The sequence below is a fragment of the Pseudomonas sp. GM48 genome (assembly GCF_000282335.1).
GTDB lineage: Bacteria > Pseudomonadota > Gammaproteobacteria > Pseudomonadales > Pseudomonadaceae > Aquipseudomonas.
The window spans coordinates 1-16,830 of sequence record NZ_AKJM01000145.1; the positions used below are offsets into that span (position 1 = coordinate 1).

The 16,830-nt window shown below is 59.3% G+C and carries 16 protein-coding genes and 1 pseudogene; 12 read left to right on the top strand and 5 right to left on the bottom strand.

Going from position 1 to position 16,830, the window contains the following annotated elements:
* From PMI28_RS31730 to PMI28_RS03290, 8 genes and pseudogenes are all read left to right on the top strand, one after another.
* A pseudogene (locus PMI28_RS31730) lies at nt 1-114 on the top strand (Flp pilus assembly protein CpaB); the annotation flags it as partial.
* 75 nt (nt 115-189) lie between these two features.
* Nucleotides 190-1,530 carry a Tad domain-containing protein gene (locus tag PMI28_RS03320; RefSeq protein ID WP_007991609.1) on the top strand — a complete coding sequence of 447 codons (1,341 nt, stop codon included), beginning with the start codon at nt 190-192 and terminating at the stop codon, nt 1,528-1,530.
* Nucleotides 1,531-1,538: 8 nt separating this feature from the next.
* Nucleotides 1,539-2,018 carry a TadE/TadG family type IV pilus assembly protein gene (locus PMI28_RS03315; RefSeq protein WP_007991611.1) on the top strand — a complete coding sequence of 160 codons (480 nt, stop codon included), beginning with the start codon at nt 1,539-1,541 and terminating at the stop codon, nt 2,016-2,018.
* Complete coding sequence (locus tag PMI28_RS03310) at nt 2,018-2,512, top strand: TadE/TadG family type IV pilus assembly protein (RefSeq protein ID WP_007991613.1); 495 nt, start codon at nt 2,018-2,020, stop codon at nt 2,510-2,512. Before PMI28_RS03315 ends, PMI28_RS03310 begins: the two co-directional genes overlap by 1 nt.
* Nucleotides 2,506-3,726: an AAA family ATPase gene (locus tag PMI28_RS03305; RefSeq protein WP_007991615.1), complete on the top strand. Its 1,221-nt coding sequence runs from the start codon at nt 2,506-2,508 to the stop codon at nt 3,724-3,726. Before PMI28_RS03310 ends, PMI28_RS03305 begins: the two co-directional genes overlap by 7 nt.
* A gap of 3 nt (nt 3,727-3,729) precedes the next feature.
* Nucleotides 3,730-5,172: a CpaF family protein gene (locus PMI28_RS03300; protein ID WP_007991616.1), complete on the top strand. Its 1,443-nt coding sequence runs from the start codon at nt 3,730-3,732 to the stop codon at nt 5,170-5,172.
* Nucleotides 5,169-6,155, top strand: a complete 987-nt coding sequence (locus tag PMI28_RS03295) for a type II secretion system F family protein (protein ID WP_007991618.1) — start codon at nt 5,169-5,171, stop codon at nt 6,153-6,155. The genes PMI28_RS03300 and PMI28_RS03295 overlap by 4 nt, the downstream gene beginning before the upstream one ends.
* A 29-nt stretch (nt 6,156-6,184) precedes the next feature.
* Nucleotides 6,185-7,147 carry a type II secretion system F family protein gene (locus tag PMI28_RS03290; protein ID WP_007991621.1) on the top strand — a complete coding sequence of 321 codons (963 nt, stop codon included), beginning with the start codon at nt 6,185-6,187 and terminating at the stop codon, nt 7,145-7,147.
* A gap of 212 nt (nt 7,148-7,359) precedes the next feature.
* On the opposite strand, the gene PMI28_RS0128915 is transcribed toward PMI28_RS03290, so the two are convergent.
* The 5 genes from PMI28_RS0128915 to PMI28_RS03270 all read right to left on the bottom strand — a co-directional run bounded on the left by PMI28_RS0128915 (nt 7,360) and on the right by PMI28_RS03270 (nt 13,231).
* Nucleotides 7,360-7,635, bottom strand: a complete 276-nt coding sequence (locus PMI28_RS0128915) for a DUF3613 domain-containing protein (protein WP_033063587.1) — start codon at nt 7,633-7,635, stop codon at nt 7,360-7,362.
* Between the two features lie 18 nt (nt 7,636-7,653).
* Nucleotides 7,654-8,367, bottom strand: coding sequence for a tetratricopeptide repeat protein (locus tag PMI28_RS03285; RefSeq protein WP_007991623.1), 714 nt, complete (start codon nt 8,365-8,367; stop codon nt 7,654-7,656).
* 119 nt (nt 8,368-8,486) lie between these two features.
* Entirely contained in the window at nt 8,487-9,710 is a 1,224-nt protein-coding gene (locus tag PMI28_RS03280; RefSeq protein ID WP_007991625.1) for a type II and III secretion system protein family protein, read from the bottom strand.
* A gap of 591 nt (nt 9,711-10,301) precedes the next feature.
* Nucleotides 10,302-10,709: a PA2817 family protein gene (locus PMI28_RS03275; protein ID WP_007991629.1), complete on the bottom strand. Its 408-nt coding sequence runs from the start codon at nt 10,707-10,709 to the stop codon at nt 10,302-10,304.
* A 74-nt stretch (nt 10,710-10,783) separates the two neighbouring features.
* Nucleotides 10,784-13,231 carry an acyl-CoA dehydrogenase gene (locus PMI28_RS03270; RefSeq protein WP_007991631.1) on the bottom strand — a complete coding sequence of 816 codons (2,448 nt, stop codon included), beginning with the start codon at nt 13,229-13,231 and terminating at the stop codon, nt 10,784-10,786.
* A 249-nt stretch (nt 13,232-13,480) separates the two neighbouring features.
* On the opposite strand from PMI28_RS03270, the gene PMI28_RS03265 reads away from it, so the two are divergent.
* The 4 genes from PMI28_RS03265 (at nt 13,481) to PMI28_RS03250 (ending at nt 16,649) form a co-directional block, all read left to right on the top strand.
* Complete coding sequence (locus PMI28_RS03265; protein ID WP_007991632.1) at nt 13,481-14,140, top strand: transglutaminase-like domain-containing protein; 660 nt, start codon at nt 13,481-13,483, stop codon at nt 14,138-14,140.
* Nucleotides 14,141-14,183: 43 nt separating this feature from the next.
* Nucleotides 14,184-14,807 (top strand): glutathione S-transferase family protein, encoded by a 624-nt coding sequence (locus PMI28_RS03260; RefSeq protein ID WP_007991634.1) that lies wholly within the window; start codon nt 14,184-14,186, stop codon nt 14,805-14,807.
* Nucleotides 14,808-14,940: 133 nt separating this feature from the next.
* Nucleotides 14,941-15,873: an ABC transporter ATP-binding protein gene (locus tag PMI28_RS03255; protein ID WP_007991636.1), complete on the top strand. Its 933-nt coding sequence runs from the start codon at nt 14,941-14,943 to the stop codon at nt 15,871-15,873.
* Nucleotides 15,870-16,649, top strand: coding sequence for an ABC transporter permease (locus PMI28_RS03250; protein WP_007991638.1), 780 nt, complete (start codon nt 15,870-15,872; stop codon nt 16,647-16,649). The genes PMI28_RS03255 and PMI28_RS03250 overlap by 4 nt, the downstream gene beginning before the upstream one ends.
* Nucleotides 16,650-16,830 lie beyond the last annotated feature (181 nt).

Consider the following 16,830-nt stretch of genomic DNA (forward strand, 5'->3'; position numbering starts at 1 on the left):
GCGGTGGCTACCGCCACAGAGCCAAAACGCGTAGTGCCGCGTGGTAACGGAGAGAGTGGCAGAGCCGTCACGATTATCCGCGGGATCGAGGCCAATGTAGTCAGAATTCGCTGACAGGGCGCAACAGGTGCCTGGGCACCACGGTATTGGCGCAGCCGATCCGGATCGGTATCGGCAATCGAGGGCTTGATGATGAATCTTCGTATTCAGCGGCCGTTCACTTCGACGCCAAGGCGCCAGGAAGGATCGGTGAGTGTAATGATGGTGCTCGCGTTGGCGGCGATGGCCATGATGGCGGCGTTGGCTTTGGACGGCGGGCATATGCTGCTGAACAAAACGCGCCTGCAGAATGCGGTGGATGCCGCCGCTCTGAGTGGCGCCAAGACCCTGAGTCAGGTGGCGGGTGGCGCCAACAGTGCCAGCACGACACGGACCGCTGCACTCAATACGCTAACGCAAAATGCCAATGCCACGGGCAACAATGAATTGGCCACGGCTGTCGGCGGCAACGCAGCTGCATTTGCCGTGGTGGAACTGGCAAGCAGCGTCTATGGCCCGTTCTCTTATCCAGGGCCGGCGAATGCCAAGTACGTTCGGGTATCGGTATCGAACTATAGCCTGACGGGATTTTTCTGGAACTTCGCCCAGTCATTAGGTGCTCTGGGGAACAAGGCGGTGGCGGCGATCGCCACCGCTGGCCCCAGCCCTACCAGCCCGTGCGATCTCGCACCTTTGATGGTTTGTGGCGACCCGACTAAATACAACCCGGGCGCCGGCATGTTCTGGGGCTTTCAATTTGGTGATTTGCAGGTTTTGAAGTCGGCTGCCGGTAACTCCTCTCCCATTGGTCCTGGCAATTTTCAGTTGCTCGACTTTGGCTCGGGCGGCAGTACGGTCAGGGAGGATCTGGCCGGAGGTGGCTCCGTCTGCCGCAATGTGGGGCAAAATGTCGATACCGCCCCTGGCAACAAGGTCGGCCCCGCGTCTCAAGGCCTGAATACACGCTTCGGCATCTACAACGGCCCGGTCAGTGCCTCGGACTATCCGCCGGACCTGGTGACCACGTCCAGCAACCCCGCGATCACTTTAGACGACTCAGTCAACCCTCCACAAAATAAGTACAAGGGGCAAATCGTCACCTCGAGCAATGGCAATCTAACGGCGGGCGCTAACGCGATATTTGACTACAACGACTGGCGTACCAGCACTGCCGCGTGCGTGGCAGGGTCCGGCAGCGGCTGTGAGAGCCACGGGGTGTTCGAACGCCGGATGCTGAAAATCGTGGTGGGCGACTGCTCCGGGAAAAATAATGGTGCAACCTCGATCCCCGTCCTCGGTTTTGGCTGCTATTTCGTGGTGCAGCCAATGGATGGCGGTGGCGGGGACGCGCAGATTTTCGGCCAGTTCGTGAAGGAGTGCGAAGGCGACAACGTTGCCGGCCCCTCGCCGTCAACCGATACCGGCCCACAGATCATCCAGCTCTACAAAACCTATCTCACCGGCAGCGGCACTCCGAGCACTGACTCATAGGAGGCGTCATGAGACTTCACGGATTTAAACATCCGCTGCACCAGCAAGGCCTGGCCATGGTGGAGTTCACCCTGGTCCTGCCGGTGTTGCTGTTGCTGTTACTGGCTTTCGGTGAATTCGGCCGCATGCTCTATCAGTACAACGTGTTGCTGCAGGCCAGCCGCGATGCCGACCGTTTCGTTGCCAGCCAGGCCTGGAACTCGACGCTGGGTACTGTCGCTCTGAGCAATACGCTACTGACCCAGACGAAAAACGTTGCGGTATATGGCGTGCCTGCCAACACCGGGACCGCTGTGGTGTCAGGGCTGACGACTGGCAACGTGGTCGTCGCCGCAGTAGGCACCGACCATGTGCGGGTCACCATCACTTACACGTTCTGCCCGGTGATTGGCGCTGGCAATTGCGCCGGATCGCTGCCCGGTTTTTTTGGTAATCAGATTGCACTGAGCATTCCGCTGGTGGCCACTACCGTGATGAGGGCCCTGTGATGAACAGAAAACACATGCGCGGCATCTATACGGTGGAGTTCGCCATCGTTGGTCTGCTGATGTTCACGCTGTTGTTCGGCGTGTTGGAAATGGGCCGCCTGTACTTCACGGTCAATGCGCTGGATGAAGCCGTACGGCGAGGTACGCGCCTGGCAGCGGTGTGCAATATCAGCGATCCGGTGGTGTTGCGGCGGGCGATCTTCAATGCCGCGACCGACGCAGGTACGAGCCAGCTGATCGGCAATCTGGCCACCACCAATCTGACGTTGACCTATCTGGACGTAAATGGCGCTCAGGTGGCCAACCCCGCTGACCTGGTCAGCGTCAATGGTTTCCGTGCCATCCGCTATGTCCAGTTGAGTCTGCAGAACTTCGTTTTCAATCTATTCATTCCCGGGTTTGGCGTGCCCATTACCTTGCCCGCATTCAGGGCAACGTTGCCACGTGAAAGCCTTGGGCGTCATTCCGATTCCGGGGAGATCACGCCATGCTGAATACCAGGGACACCCCACTTTCCAGTTCGACCGGCAAAGCCGGGCTCAGGTTGCTGATCAGCAGCCGTGATGCCACGTCGTTGCGCGACCTGCAGAGCGTCTGCCAACGCATGCCCAGCCTGGAGGTGAGCACTCGCCTGGTTAGCAATGGGCATGTCGACCCGCTCTACGGTCTGGACCGGATGCCCGATCTGCTGCTGTTGCGCGTCAGCCACCTGTGGCGCGAGGAGCTGGCGGCACTGTTGCAGCGCCCGGCCCATGAGCGTCCGCCGATGTTGGTGTGCGGACTGTTGAGCGAACAGGAAGGCATGCGCCTGGCGATGCAGGCCGGTGCCCGTGACGTGTTGCCGGAGCCCGTCGCCGAGACGGAGCTGGTCGCCGCCTTGAATCGGCTGGTCATGGAGGTTCGGACCGGCAGTGGGACAGTCGGGAAATTGCTCGCCGTGATCAGCGCCAAGGGCGGATCCGGCGGCACCATGCTGGCTTGCAACCTGGCCCAGCAGCTCAGCATGAAGGGTGGCAGTACCCTGTTGCTGGATATGGACCTGCAATTTGGCAGCGTGACGCATTACCTGGATGTGGCGCAGACGCACAGCCATCTGGAGGTGTTGCATCAGATCGACGGCATGGACAGCGTCGCGTTACGCGGTTTTTGCAGCCACTTCAGCCCGACCTTGCATGTGCTGGGTGGCCGGGCCGGTGAGCTGTGTCTGCCGCAGGATGCCCAACCCGAACAACTTGACACCCTGATGCAGTTGGCCCGCGCCAGCTATGACTGGGTAGTGATTGATCTGCCACGGCAAATCGACCACCTCACCGGCTCTGTGCTGGAACAGGTGGATCGGGTGTACGTGGTGGTGCAGCAGAGCGTCAGCCATCTGCGGGATGCCAGTGCCCTTGTGCGGATTCTTCGTGACGACCTGGGCGTGCGTGGAGATCAATTGCAGATAGTGGTCAACCGCTATGACAAGGGGGCAGCGGTCAGCCTCAAAGATGTCGGTGAGGCGCTGCGCTGCACGAATCTGTCGAAATTACCTAATGACTTCAACCTGGTCAGCCAGAGTCAGAACACTGGCGTGCCGTTGGGTCTGCATGCACCGAGGGCGGCGATCACCGTTGCCCTGCGCAATGTGGCCGAGGAACTGGTCGGCAAGCAGATGGCTGGAAACAAAGGCGTGCTCAAACGCGCCTTCAACCGTTTTTTCGGGGGGTGACCCATGATCAGCGACTTCCGTAACCGCTTGCGCAAACAGGCCGGTAAACCCGCCCCATCGTCGGCAGGCCAGCCGGGTGACGACCTGCTGGATCCGGCAGAGGAAATAATGGCGTGGGAGCGCGCAACGCCGGACGTTCTTTACGAAACCAAAAGCCAGGTCACCCCGGTGGAGGCCGAGTGGCGGGAAAAGATCTACCAGCAGTTGCTCAAGGTCATGGACCTGTCCTTGCTGGACTCCCTTGAACAGGCTGAGGCCACGCGGCAGATTCGCGACATCTGCCAGCGCCTGCTCGATGAGCATTCGGCACCGGTGAGTACTTCCAGCCGCCAGTTGATCATCAAGCAGATCACCGACGAGGTGCTCGGCCTCGGCCCTCTGGAACCGTTGCTGGCTGACCACAGCGTGTCCGACATTCTGGTCAACGGCCATGCCTCGGTCTATGTCGAGCGCTTCGGCAAACTGCAACGCACCGATGTGCGCTTTCGCGATGATCAGCATTTGCTCAACATCATCGACCGCATCGTCTCCAGCCTGGGGCGGCGTATCGACGAGTCCTCGCCGTTGGTGGACGCCCGGCTCAAGGACGGTTCGCGGGTCAACGCGGTTATCCCGCCGCTGGCCATCGACGGCCCGAGCATGTCGATCCGGCGCTTTGCGGTGGACCTGCTCAATACCGACAGTTTGATCCAGGTGGGGACGTTGACCCCGGCCATTGCCCTGCTGCTCAAGGCGATTGTCCGTGGGCGCTTGAACGTGCTGATTTCCGGCGGTACCGGCAGCGGCAAGACCACCATGCTCAATGTGCTGTCCAGCTTCATTCCGCACAACGAGCGGATCGTCACCATCGAAGACTCGGCCGAACTGCAACTGCAGCAGCCCCATGTGGTGCGCCTGGAAACCCGGCCTTCGAATATCGAAGGACGTGGCGAGGTGAGCCAGCGGGAGTTAGTGCGTAACAGCCTGCGGATGCGTCCTGACCGTATCGTGATCGGCGAAGTGCGCGGAGTCGAGGCGCTGGACATGCTGACCGCGATGAACACTGGCCACGACGGCTCGCTGACCACGATCCACGCCAACACCGCGCGCGATGCGTTGGGGCGGGTCGAGAACATGGTGTCGATGACCGGGGCGACCTTCCCGATCAAGGCCATGCGTCAGCAGATCGCTTCGGCCATCGATGTGGTGATCCAGCTGGAACGCCAGGAAGACGGCAAGCGCCGCCTGGTCAGCGTGCAGGAGATCAACGGCATGGAAGGCGAGATCATCACCATGACCGAAATCTTCTCCTTCGCGCGCCATGGTATGGGCGAAAACGGTGAAGTGCTGGGTGATTATCGGCCCAGCGGCATGATCCCCGCCTTCCGCGATGTGCTGGCCAAACGCGGCATCGAGTTGCCGCTGACGATGTTCAGGCCTGAGTGGATGGAGGCACGGCAGTCATGAACCAGGTTCCTGGTGAATTCATTCTGATGTTCCTCGGCATGGTGTTTATTGCCGTGTTCCTCCTGTCCCAAGGGGTGGCGGTGCCGGTGTTCGGCGAGGCTGGCAAGATGCGCAAGCGCATCCGTGGCCGCCTGCATGTAATGGAGAAGGCCAACAATCTGCCCAATATGCAGACGGTGTTGCGACAGAAATACCTGACGCGCTTGTCGCCACTGGAGGCCATGCTCGAGCAGTTGCCCTTTATGGCGAACCTGACACAGGTGATCGAGCAATCCGGCCATGAATATCGTGCTTATCGGGTGCTGTTGCTCGGGCTGTTCCTGGGCGCCTGTGCAGGCATCTCGATCTGGATGATCTCGTCAGTCTGGTGGATGGCGCTGCTGACCGGCTTCGGAGTGTTCTGGGTACCACTGCTGAAAATCTCTCGCGACCGTGGCAAGCGTTTCGCTGCGTTCGAAGAAGGCCTGCCGGATGCGCTGGATGCCATATGCCGCGCTTTGCGCGCCGGGCACCCATTCAACGAAACCCTGCGCCTGGTGGCCGAGGAGCACAAGGGGCCGGTCGCTCAGGAGTTCGGCCTGACCTTCGCCGATATCAACTATGGCAACGATGTGCGCCGGGCCATGCTCGGCCTGCTGGAACGTATGCCGAGCATGACGGTGATGATGCTGGTGACCTCGATCCTCATCCATCGCGAGACCGGCGGCAATCTGACAGAAGTGCTGGAGCGCCTGAGTCGTCTGATCCGCGGGCGTTTTCGTTTCCAGCGCAAGGTCAAGACCCTGTCGGCCGAAGGGAGGATGTCGGCCTGGATACTGGTGGCCATTCCCTTCGTGCTGGCGATCGCGATCGTACTCACCAGCCCCAGTTACATGCCTGTGCTGATGAATGATCCCATAGGCCACAAGATGATCATCGGTGCGTTTGGCGCCATGTTGATCGGGATTTTCTGGATACGCAAAATCATCCGGATTCAGGTTTAAGCGGTGTTCGCTACCGGGAGGTACAGGTCATGGACTTTTTGCTCGGGTTGTTCAATCGAGTCACGGGGAACGAGGAGATGGCGCGCCTGTTGTTCCTTGGTGCGATCGGTCTGAGTACGGTGCTTGCGGTTGTCGCCGTGATCTTGCTGATGATGGGACTTCAGGATCCGGTGCAGCGTCGCCTGGCGCTGATCAAGCGTGGTCATTTAGGCAACACGGCCGGGCAGGAAGCTCCGGGTAATCTGCAACTGTTGCTGGAGCGGGTCGGCCAGCGCTTTGCTTCTGCCGAAACGGCTCAAGCGTCCGTCACTCAGACTTTGTTGATGCATGCGGGGTACCGTTCCTCGTCGGCGGTGCAGATGTACTGGGCCGTGCGCTTGATTTTGCCGCTGTTATTGATCGGTATTGCGTTGCTGGCGTTGCCGCTGATTCCCAAGGTTTCCCTGATCATGGGGCTGCTGTTGGTGTTCATGGTGGCCGCTATCGGATGGTTGCTGCCAGCACTGTATGTCGCCAAGCGCAAGCAGTTGCGGCAAGGTCGGTTGCGTGCCGCGTTTCCGGATGCGCTGGATCTGATGGTGGTGTGCGTGGAGTCGGGCCTGGCCCTGCCCACGACCATCGAACGGGTGGCTGAAGAGATGTCGGTCAGTCAGGTCGAACTGGCTGAAGAACTGGCCCTGGTCAATGCGCAAATCCGTGCGGGTATTTCCAGTACCGAGGCGCTCAAGCAACTGGCCGTACGCACTGGCCTGGAAGACGTACAAGGACTGGTCAGCCTGTTGGCGCAGAGTATCCGCTTTGGTACCAGCGTGGCCGAGACCTTGCGCATCTACGCCGATGAATTCCGCGATCGGCGTACGCAGGCCGCCGAAGAGATGGGGGCAAAAATCGGCACCAAGCTGGTATTTCCACTGATTTTCTGTCTATGGCCGAGCTTCTTTCTGGTCGCTATCGGTCCGGCCATGATCGGGGTACTCAGAGCATTCGGGTGAGATAAAACGGCTGGAGGCTGTCGAGTGCGATGGCCTTGCCGCCCGAGCCTGATCTGCACTTTCCTGCCTTGAATCCATACCTCTGCTCCGGGGTAATCCGGCCAGGATTGGATAATGTGTAAATACCACTCTTCCCGCACACGACATCAAGCCCGGCTTTGCAGCCAGGCCACTGCGGACTACGTCAGAGGTTGATCATCCATCTACCGGCCTCAGTTGCCGTTGCCGATGGTCATTTGTCCCGCTGCATCCTGGTCAAAATATTGCGGAATCGGGTAGCTGAAGCTATTCAGCCAGCGCTGCATGGCCAGGTCACGCTCGGTGGCCGAAGCGGTTTGCACTATACGGGAGGCAACCACCCCGCGAATCTGCAGCTGCAACCACTGTTCGGTGCCTTGTTGATAGGGCGAAGAGGGGCCCGGCTCAATAGCCCAGGCAGTGGTGGACAGGCAAGCCATGCACACGATCAACAGCCTTTTGGTATTCATCTCGACTCCTCGTACGTTCTACTTGTTCGCACTGGTAGAGGCATCGGCTACCTCAGTCTTGCGATTCCCATCGGTAGCCACCACTTTTTTGGCAGAGGCCTTGAGTTTTTCCGCGCGGGTTTGGGCCTCTGCGACTTGCTTGGGGTTCAAGTCGGCGCGGGTCACGAGCTCGGCCGCCGCCTTCCAGTTATCCTGGTAGATCAGCAACGTCACCATGTTGAGTGCCGCCAGTGTATTTGCCTGCTTGAGCTCCATGGCGGTCATGAATTCAAAGCGTGCTTCAGGGATCCGTCGCTGATTGAGGTAAACGACCCCCAGGTCATTTCGCATTCTTTCGTCGGTGGGGGCCATCTTCACCGCACGCTCAAGGTGAGTGGCAGCGGTGGCGTTGTCATTCCTGGCGGCGGCCAACTGGCCCAGGCCATGTTCCCCTTCAGCCGCCAGACAGGTGCCGAGCAAGCTTTCGTACAACGGCTGCGCGTCATTGCTACGCCCCATCAGGCGCAGCACCCGAGCCTTGCGCAGGCGAACCTGGACCAGGTTATCGGGCAAGCCTTCCAGATTCGCCAGGCTGGCATACAAACGGCCTTCTTCGGCCATATTGTCGGCCAGGTTCAGGGACAGTTCTTGCTCCGAACCGGGCTTGGCACAGCTGGCCGGTCGCGAAGACAGGCCATTGCTGGCACAACCTGCGAGCATTAATGTCGCCGCTATTGCAATGACTGCTTTCATTGTATGTCCCCTGGCTACAACACGTTGAACGCCTGGCCAATGGCAATAAGGCTGGCCCGGCAAGCGTTCAAATTCACCGTTATGAGTGAAGGCGAGATAAGTCCGGTTCAGGCTCCGGTTCATTGCGAGAGCCCGCTGAGACTGTCGAAGTCGCCATTTTCCAGGAAGAACATGCGGTAGAAGTTCGGATCGTAATTGCGCAGTTGCTCACCAGGCAATGACGGCAGTTGTGCATTGGCAGCCAGTGGCTGGACCAGATGCGGGGTGACGATCATCAGCAGTTCGCGCTCTTCACGATTGATGGTGTTGTCGCGGAAAAATGCGCCCAGAATCGGGATATCGCCCAGCCCCGGAAACTTGTTCACCTGGGAATCGTTGTGGGAGCTGATCAGGCCGCTGATGACGAAGCTTTCACCGTCGGCCAGGGAGATGCTGGTATCGGTACGGCGCACGGTCAGGGCCGGGACGACCGTGCCGGCGATGCTCACGGCGTTGGTGAAGTCCAGTTCGCTGACTTCCGGCGCCACCTTCAGTGCGATACGGTTTTTCCCGACGATGGTTGGTGTCAGGGTCAGGCGGATACCGAACTCCTTGTACTCGATGAAAATATTATTGCTGCCTGAACTGGGCACCGGAATCGGTATTTCACCGCCGGCCAGGAAGCTCGCACTCTGCCCGCTGAGCGCTACCAGGCTTGGCCGCGCCAGGGTGTAGGCGAAACCGCTGCCTTCCAGCGCGTTGAGCGCCACGATGGTACTGCCGGTAGCAAAGGTGAGGTTGAAGTTGTTGTTATTCACCGGTATCACCGGCGTGACAATGCCGCCGATGGTGGGCAAGGTTCTCGGCGAACCGAACAGGAAGTTGCCGCGGATGCCGAAAATCGAGGCGGAGGCTTCCTTGAGCTTGGTCCGGCTGACTTCAACGAAGCGGATATCGGTCTGCACCTGGCTCGGCAGCAGCGGGTCGTCGGAAGGCACCGATGGCACGCTGGTCAGCGCCGCCGTGGCTTTACCCTTGACGAACACCATGCTTTGGCGCGGCGTTTTCGAACAGGCGGTCCAGACCATCAGGCTGGTGGTCCCCGGTGCAAGGCCCGTGAGTATGAACGCGTTGCTGCCGCTGGGTTGCACGTCGGCAATTTTCGGGTCACCCACCGCCAGTTGCGTTACCGGAACGGGGCTGCGCAGTTCACTCTGCAGCCCCTGACCGACCTCGTACGTTGTCGGCCAATTGTCCAGTTGCGGGCAATTGGCCGGCGCGGCCTGAGCCGCATCCACGCTGAGGCCCATCCAGAACAGGCCATGGATAATTCGCTTGAACGCGGGCTCGGTACGAAAGCTCATTAAGTACATCCTCACTGGATAGGCCGTCTTTAGGCGGACTGAGTTGTCTCGGATCACTTCACGGGGATGGGCTATCCCCCACAATGCGCCAGACCACTTATCCAGGGCCCCGGCGTTATTCCTTGCGTGCTACACACGAGCGGGTGCAATTCGCGGACCGGGCTGGACAGCGAGCGACCTTTGCAAAAACGGTTTTGAGTGATCCGGATACCTGGACTGCCCGTCAGAGCGAGACTTGCGCCTATGGGTCGACCTGGTTCCCCCGCAAAGTAGTCGGCAATGAAGGTACAGAGCCGGAAAACGCCTGCCAGGATCATGGTGAGGTAACTCCTTTTGCCAATTCGCTGACTGATCACTGAAGCTGACGTGGAAAATCAAGCCGTCATGACTTCTTATTGTTTGAAGGTAGTTCAATCAAACCAAAGTGCCATGAATTTAAAGAAAAGCATTGGTGCAAAGGCTGGAGATAGGCGGGTGGGCAGGGGCGCAGCGCAGTGGGCTTGCCTGATGTTGACGGGGTGCGCTGAAGGCAATAAACAAAAAAGGCCCGCATGCTTAAGCATGCGGGCCTTTGGCATCACTGATTGACGATCAGTGCTTGCTGTCCTGGTTCGACAACGCCAGCAGCTGTTTTTCCTGGTTCCAGTCGAAAGGTTCGTCGTTCTGTTCGGCTTCGAAGCGACGCTCTTCCAGTGCCTGATACAGGTCGATCTCTTCATCGGACAAGTAGTGCAGGCAATCACCGGCGAAATACCACAGCAGATCCCGTGGAATCAGATGGGCGATTTGCGGATAACGGGAAATGACTTGAGTCAGGATGTCCTGGCCCAGGTATTGGCTTTCGATCGGATCGATCGGCAGTGACGCCAGCAATTCGTCGAAGCGCTCAAGGAACAAGGCATGGCTTTCTTCGGGAACCTGCTCGGCCTCACCTACGGCGACCAGGATGCTGCGCAGGTGGTCGAGTAAAACGAGATGATCGGCAACGATGTTGGACACGAGATAAGTCCTCAAGAGCAAAACGGGCGCAGGAGTATAAAGCGCCCGCGCCCGTTTTTACATGCTAGAAGGGATTAGCGGACTTTTCCCTTGGCCAGCGCCAAAGCCTTTTGGTCAAAGTCATCGACGTCGATCACCTTGCGCCGGGCCGCTTCGGCTTCACGCAGGGTTTGGGCTTCCATCGGCTGCAACACGCCAGCCTCGAGGGCGGCATCGATCACCGACTCGCCGGCCAGCGGTTTGACCTGACCACTCTTGAGTGCCACATGCAGCTTTTTCTGCAATGGCTGTGCGGCGCTCAACAGATTGCAGGCGTGTTGCAATGCACCGACCGGATCGTCGCTCGCTTGAGGGCGATAGCAACCCTGGAGCAATTCCTCCAGGGCCGGGTCGCCCTTGGCGCGGCCAATCAATGCAGCGACTTCGGCACCCAGTTTGTCCGATGGCCCTTTGTGCCGGCGACCGAACGGGAACACGATCACCCGCAACAGGCAGCCCACGACTTTGTTCGGGAAGTTGCTCAGCAGTTCATCCATGGCACGCTCGGCCTGACCCAGGCTTTCCTCCATGGCCCAGGCCAGCAGTGGTGTCATGTACTGCGGTGAGTCGAGATCGTGGTAGCGCTTGAGTGCGGCGGAAGCCAGGTAGAGGTTGCTCAGCACGTCGCCCAGCCGTGCGGACAGACGTTCCCGGCGCTTCAGTTCACCACCCAGCAGCATCATGCTGAGGTCGGCGAGCATGGCGAAAGCCGCGGCCTGACGATTGAGTGCGCGGAAATAACCCTGGCTGAGTCTGTCGCCCGGAGTGTGTTCCAGGTGCCCGAATCCGAGATTCAACACCAGCGTACTGGCGGCGTTGCTCACGGCAAAGCCGATGTGCTTGAGCAGCAAGTCATCGAATTCTCTGAGCGCCTGATCCTTGTCTTCACGGCTGGCCAGGGCCATTTCCTTGAGGACGAAGGGATGGCAGCGAATCGCGCCCTGGCCGAAGATCATCAGGTTGCGCGAAAGAATGTTCGCACCTTCCACGGTGATGAAGATCGGCGCGCAGTTCCATTTGCGACCGAGATAGTTGTTCGGACCCAAGATGATTGCCTTGCCGCCGTGCACGTCCATCGCATCGCTGATGCAGTCGCGGCCGCGTTCGGTGAGGTGGTACTTGAGAATCGCCGACAACACTGACGGTTTCTCGCCCAGGTCGACCGCATTGGCAGTCAGCATGCGGGCGGCGTCCATCATCCAGGTGTTGCCGCCAATGCGCGCCATGGCTTCCTGAATGCCTTCGAAAGCGGCAATCGGCACATTGAACTGCTCGCGCACCTGAGCGTATTGGCCCGTCACCAGACTGGTGAACTTGGCCATGCCGGTACCCACCGCCGGCAGGGAAATCGAACGCCCGACCGACAGGCAATTCATCAGCATCATCCAGCCTTTGCCAAGCATTTCCTGGCCGCCAATGAGGAATTCCAGCGGGACGAACACATCCTTGCCGGCGTTCGGGCCGTTCATGAATGCAGCGTCCAGGGGCAGGTGGCGGCGACCGATCTCGACGCCTGCGGTGTCGGTCGGAATCAGCGCGAGGCTGATACCCAGGTCTTCCTTGTCGCCCAACAGGTGATCCGGGTCGTAGGCCTTGAAGGCCAGGCCGAGGAGGGTGGCCACCGGGCCGAGGGTGATGTAGCGCTTTTCCCAGTTCAGGCGCAGGCCGAGGACTTCCTGGCCCTGCCATTCACCTTTGCAGATCACTCCGGAGTCCGGCATGCCGCCAGCGTCGGAACCGGCCAGCGGACCGGTAAGGGCAAAGCACGGGATGTCGTCGCCGCGCGCCAGGCGTGGCAAGTAATGATTGCGTTGCTCATCGGTGCCGTAATGCAGCAACAGTTCGGCCGGGCCGAGGGAGTTGGGGACCATCACGGTCGTTGCGAGGTCGCCGCTGTGGCTCGCCAGTTTCATCGCCACTTGCGAGTGGGCATAGGCGGAGAAGCCCTTGCCGCCAAACTCCTTGGGGATGATCAGGGCGAAAAAACCGTTGTCCTTGATAAACGTCCAGGCTTCGGGCGGCAGGTCCTTGGTTTGGCCGAGCTGCCATTCGCTGACCATGGTGCAGAGTGTTTCGGTCGGCCCGTCGATGAAGGCCTGTTCCTCTTCATTCAATTGCGCTTTGGGATAGGACAGCAGTTTGCTCCAGTCCGGACGGCCACTGAACAGCTCACCGTCCCACCAGACCGTGCCGGCGTCGATGGCATCGCGTTCGGTTTGCGACATCGGCGGCAGGGTTTTCTGGAACCAGTTGAACATCGGCGCACTGAACAATTTGCGGCGCAGGTCGGGTAACAGCAGGAGGGCTGCGACGGCGGCGATCAATACCCAGTAAACCAGCAATAACCAGCCCGGAGCGCGGCTGAAAGCGCCCATTGCCACGACATAGACAGCCACGATACCCAGGGCGGGCAGCGGGGCGATGTGGCGGTGGGCTAAATAAGCAATTCCGACAAGCAGAACCAGTATCCACAACAGCAGCATATTCATTCCTCCGTGAAACCAGGGCGAACCAACCCACAGAGCTTAGACGGCATCCGCAAAACAGGCTGGTCAGAGCGATGTGATTGGAATCGTGGGAAACCCCGGATGATTTTCGTGCGACAAATGGGCCGCACACGTGGGAAAAACATTCATTGAGCGAGCGGCAAAGCGCCCATGTTTGGCCGAAACGTCGTTATCTCTGTGCTGAAGCTCTCGCTAGACTCGGGGCTTCCCCAGGAGATTATTCTCATGCACGAGTATCTGAGTCCCGGCCGCTTCATCGATAGTGACCATCCGTCCGTGGTGGAGTTCGCCGAAAAACACCGTGGCGCCAGTCGCGATCCGCTCGAGCAGGCGATCAATCTCTATTACGCGGTGCGCGAGGCAGTGCGCTACAACCCGTACACGTTCAGTCGCGATCCACAGACCCTGCGCGGCAGTCATGCGCTGGCGACCGGGGAGAGTTACTGCGTGCCCAAGGCCACGCTACTGGCCGGTGCAGCGCGGCATTGCGGGATTCCCGCGCGGATCGGCCTGGCGGATGTACGCAATCATTTGTCGACGCCACGCCTGCTTGAATTGCTCAAGAGCGACATGTTCGCCATGCACGGCTACACCGAGTTTTATTTGCAGGATCGCTGGGTCAAGGCGACGCCAGCGTTCAACCGCAAACTCTGCGACCTGTTCAATGTGGCGCCGCTGGAATTCGACGGGATCAACGACAGCGTTTTTCATCCATTCAATCGCGATGGCGCGAAGCTGATGGAGTACCTGGTCGATCACGGCCAGTTCGCCGACGTACCTGAAGCGTTCTTTTTCGAACACCTGGAAAAATGCTATCCGCACCTGTTTGGTGTGCAGCAGCAACCGCTGTCGGGTGACATGCAGAGCGATTTGAGTAGCGCCTGATCCGGCGTATGCTGCCTGCCCACTTACCGAAAAAGAGGCGGTCATGCTGAAGATCTGGGGTCGGAAAAACTCGTCGAATGTCAGAAAACCATTGTGGGCCGCCGAAGAGCTGGGGCTGGCCTACGAGGCTATCGATGCCGGTGGCGCCTTTGGTGTCGTCGATACGCCCGAGTACCGCGCCATGAATCCCAATGGTCGCGTGCCTGTCATTGAAGACGACGGTTTCGTGCTGTGGGAATCAAACGCCATCGTGCGTTACCTCATGGCCTTGCATGCTGACGGCACGGCCTGGTACCCAAAAAATCTAAAGGCTCGCGCCACTGCCGATAAGTGGATGGATTGGACCACCTCAAGCTTTGCCGGCCCGTTCCGCACCGTGTTCTGGGGTGTGCTACGTACCCCGGCAGACCAGCAGGACTGGCCCGCCATCAAGGCGGCGATCAAGGAATGCGACACGCTGCTGGCGATGGCCGATCAGGCTCTGGCAAGCAAACCCTACCTGTCCGGAGACGAGATCGGCATGGGCGATATTCCCCTGGGCAGTTTTATTTATGCCTGGTTCGAGATGCCGATCGAACGCGCGCCCCAGCCTCATCTGGAGGCCTGGTACGCACGATTGAAACAGCGTCCGGCGTACCGCAAAGCCGTCATGACCGCGTTGACTTAATACTCACTATCGACACACTTGACTGTACTTGTGTGGCGGCGACAAGCACCATTGCGCTCATGCGACGTGGTTGCAATGCGCGCCGCCCGCCCTTACCTGAACCTTTTTTCCCATCTTGGTGCGTAAATCAGATATGAGTTCCGCTCTGTCCATCCGGCAGCTAACCAAAACCTACGGCAACGGTTTCCAGGCCCTGAACGGTATCGATCTGGATGTCGCCGAAGGTGACTTTTTCGCCTTGCTAGGCCCGAACGGCGCCGGCAAATCCACGACCATCGGCATTCTCTCGACCCTGGTGAACAAGACCAGCGGCACGGTGAATATCTTCGGTCACGACCTGGACAAGAATCCTGCACAGCTCAAACGCTCCATCGGCGTGGTGCCTCAGGAATTCAACTTCAACCAGTTCGAAAAGACCTTCGACATCGTCGTGACCCAGGCCGGTTACTACGGCATCCCGGCGAAAATCGCCAAGGAACGTGCCGAGCAGTACCTGACCCAACTCGGCCTGTGGGACAAGAAGGATGTGCCGTCGCGTTCGTTGTCCGGCGGCATGAAGCGGCGCCTGATGATCGCCCGCGCGCTGGTTCATGAGCCGCGCCTGCTGATCCTCGACGAACCGACTGCCGGGGTGGACATCGAGCTGCGTCGTTCGATGTGGAGCTTCCTCACCGAGCTGAACCAGAAAGGCATCACCATCATCCTCACCACCCATTACCTGGAAGAGGCTGAGCAGTTGTGCCGTAACATCGGCATCATCGACCACGGCACCATCGTCGAGAACACCAGCATGCGTCAGTTGCTCAGCCAACTGCATGTCGAAACCTTCCTGCTGGACCTCAAGGGCGTCCTGCCCGCCGCGCCTCAGTTGCTCGGCTACCCGTCCCGGCTGATTGACAGCCACACCCTGGAAGTCCAGGTGGACAAGTCCATGGGCATCACCGCGCTGTTCACCCAGTTGGCACAGCAGAACATCGAAGTGTTGAGCCTGCGTAACAAAACCAATCGCCTCGAGGAGTTGTTCGTGTCCCTGGTGGAGAAAAATCTGTCGAAGGTGGCGGTATGAGTTCCGAGCTGCGCCCCAACCTCGTTGCCCTCAACACCATCGTTTACCGTGAAGTCCGGCGTTTCACCCGGATCTGGCCGCAGACCTTGCTGCCGCCGGCCATCACCATGGTCCTGTACTTCGTGATTTTCGGTAATCTGATCGGTCGGCAAATCGGTGACATGGGTGGCTTCACTTACATGGAGTACATCGTGCCGGGGCTGATCATGATGTCGGTGATCACCAACTCCTACGGCAACGTGGTGTCGAGTTTCTTCGGCAGTAAATTCCAGCGCTCCATTGAAGAACTGATGGTCTCGCCGCTGTCGCCGCACACCATTCTGATCGGCTATACCCTGGGTGGTGTACTGCGCGGGTTGATGGTGGGGATCATCGTGACCCTGCTTTCGCTGTTTTTCACCCATTTGCAGGTGCATCACCTGGGCGTGACCATTCTGGTGGTGGTGCTGACCGCGACGATCTTCTCGTTGCTGGGTTTCATCAATGCGGTGTTTGCGCGCAATTTCGATGACATCTCGATCATCCCGACTTTCGTGCTGACGCCACTGACCTACCTGGGCGGGGTGTTCTATTCGATCACTTTGCTGCCGCCGTTCTGGCAGACCGTGTCCCTGGCCAACCCGGTGCTGCACATGGTCAACGCATTCCGTTACGGCATCCTCGGCGTATCGGATATCCGCATCAGCGTGGCGATCGCCTTCATGCTGGTCGCGACCGTGGTGCTGTATTTCGGTTGTGCGCGGTTGCTGGTCAGCGGGCGCGGGATGCGTACCTGAGAAATACCGAGTCGTCTGTTTCGCGAGCAAGCCCGCTCCCACACTGGATCTATGTAGCACTGAAGATCCCTGTGGGAGCGGGCTTGCCCGCGAAAGCGTCAGCCCAGACACCGCAAAAAAAAACGGCCTCCCAAGTGGATAATGCCAGTCAGTTAAGCGCTAATGCGATCTGTAGCAGCTG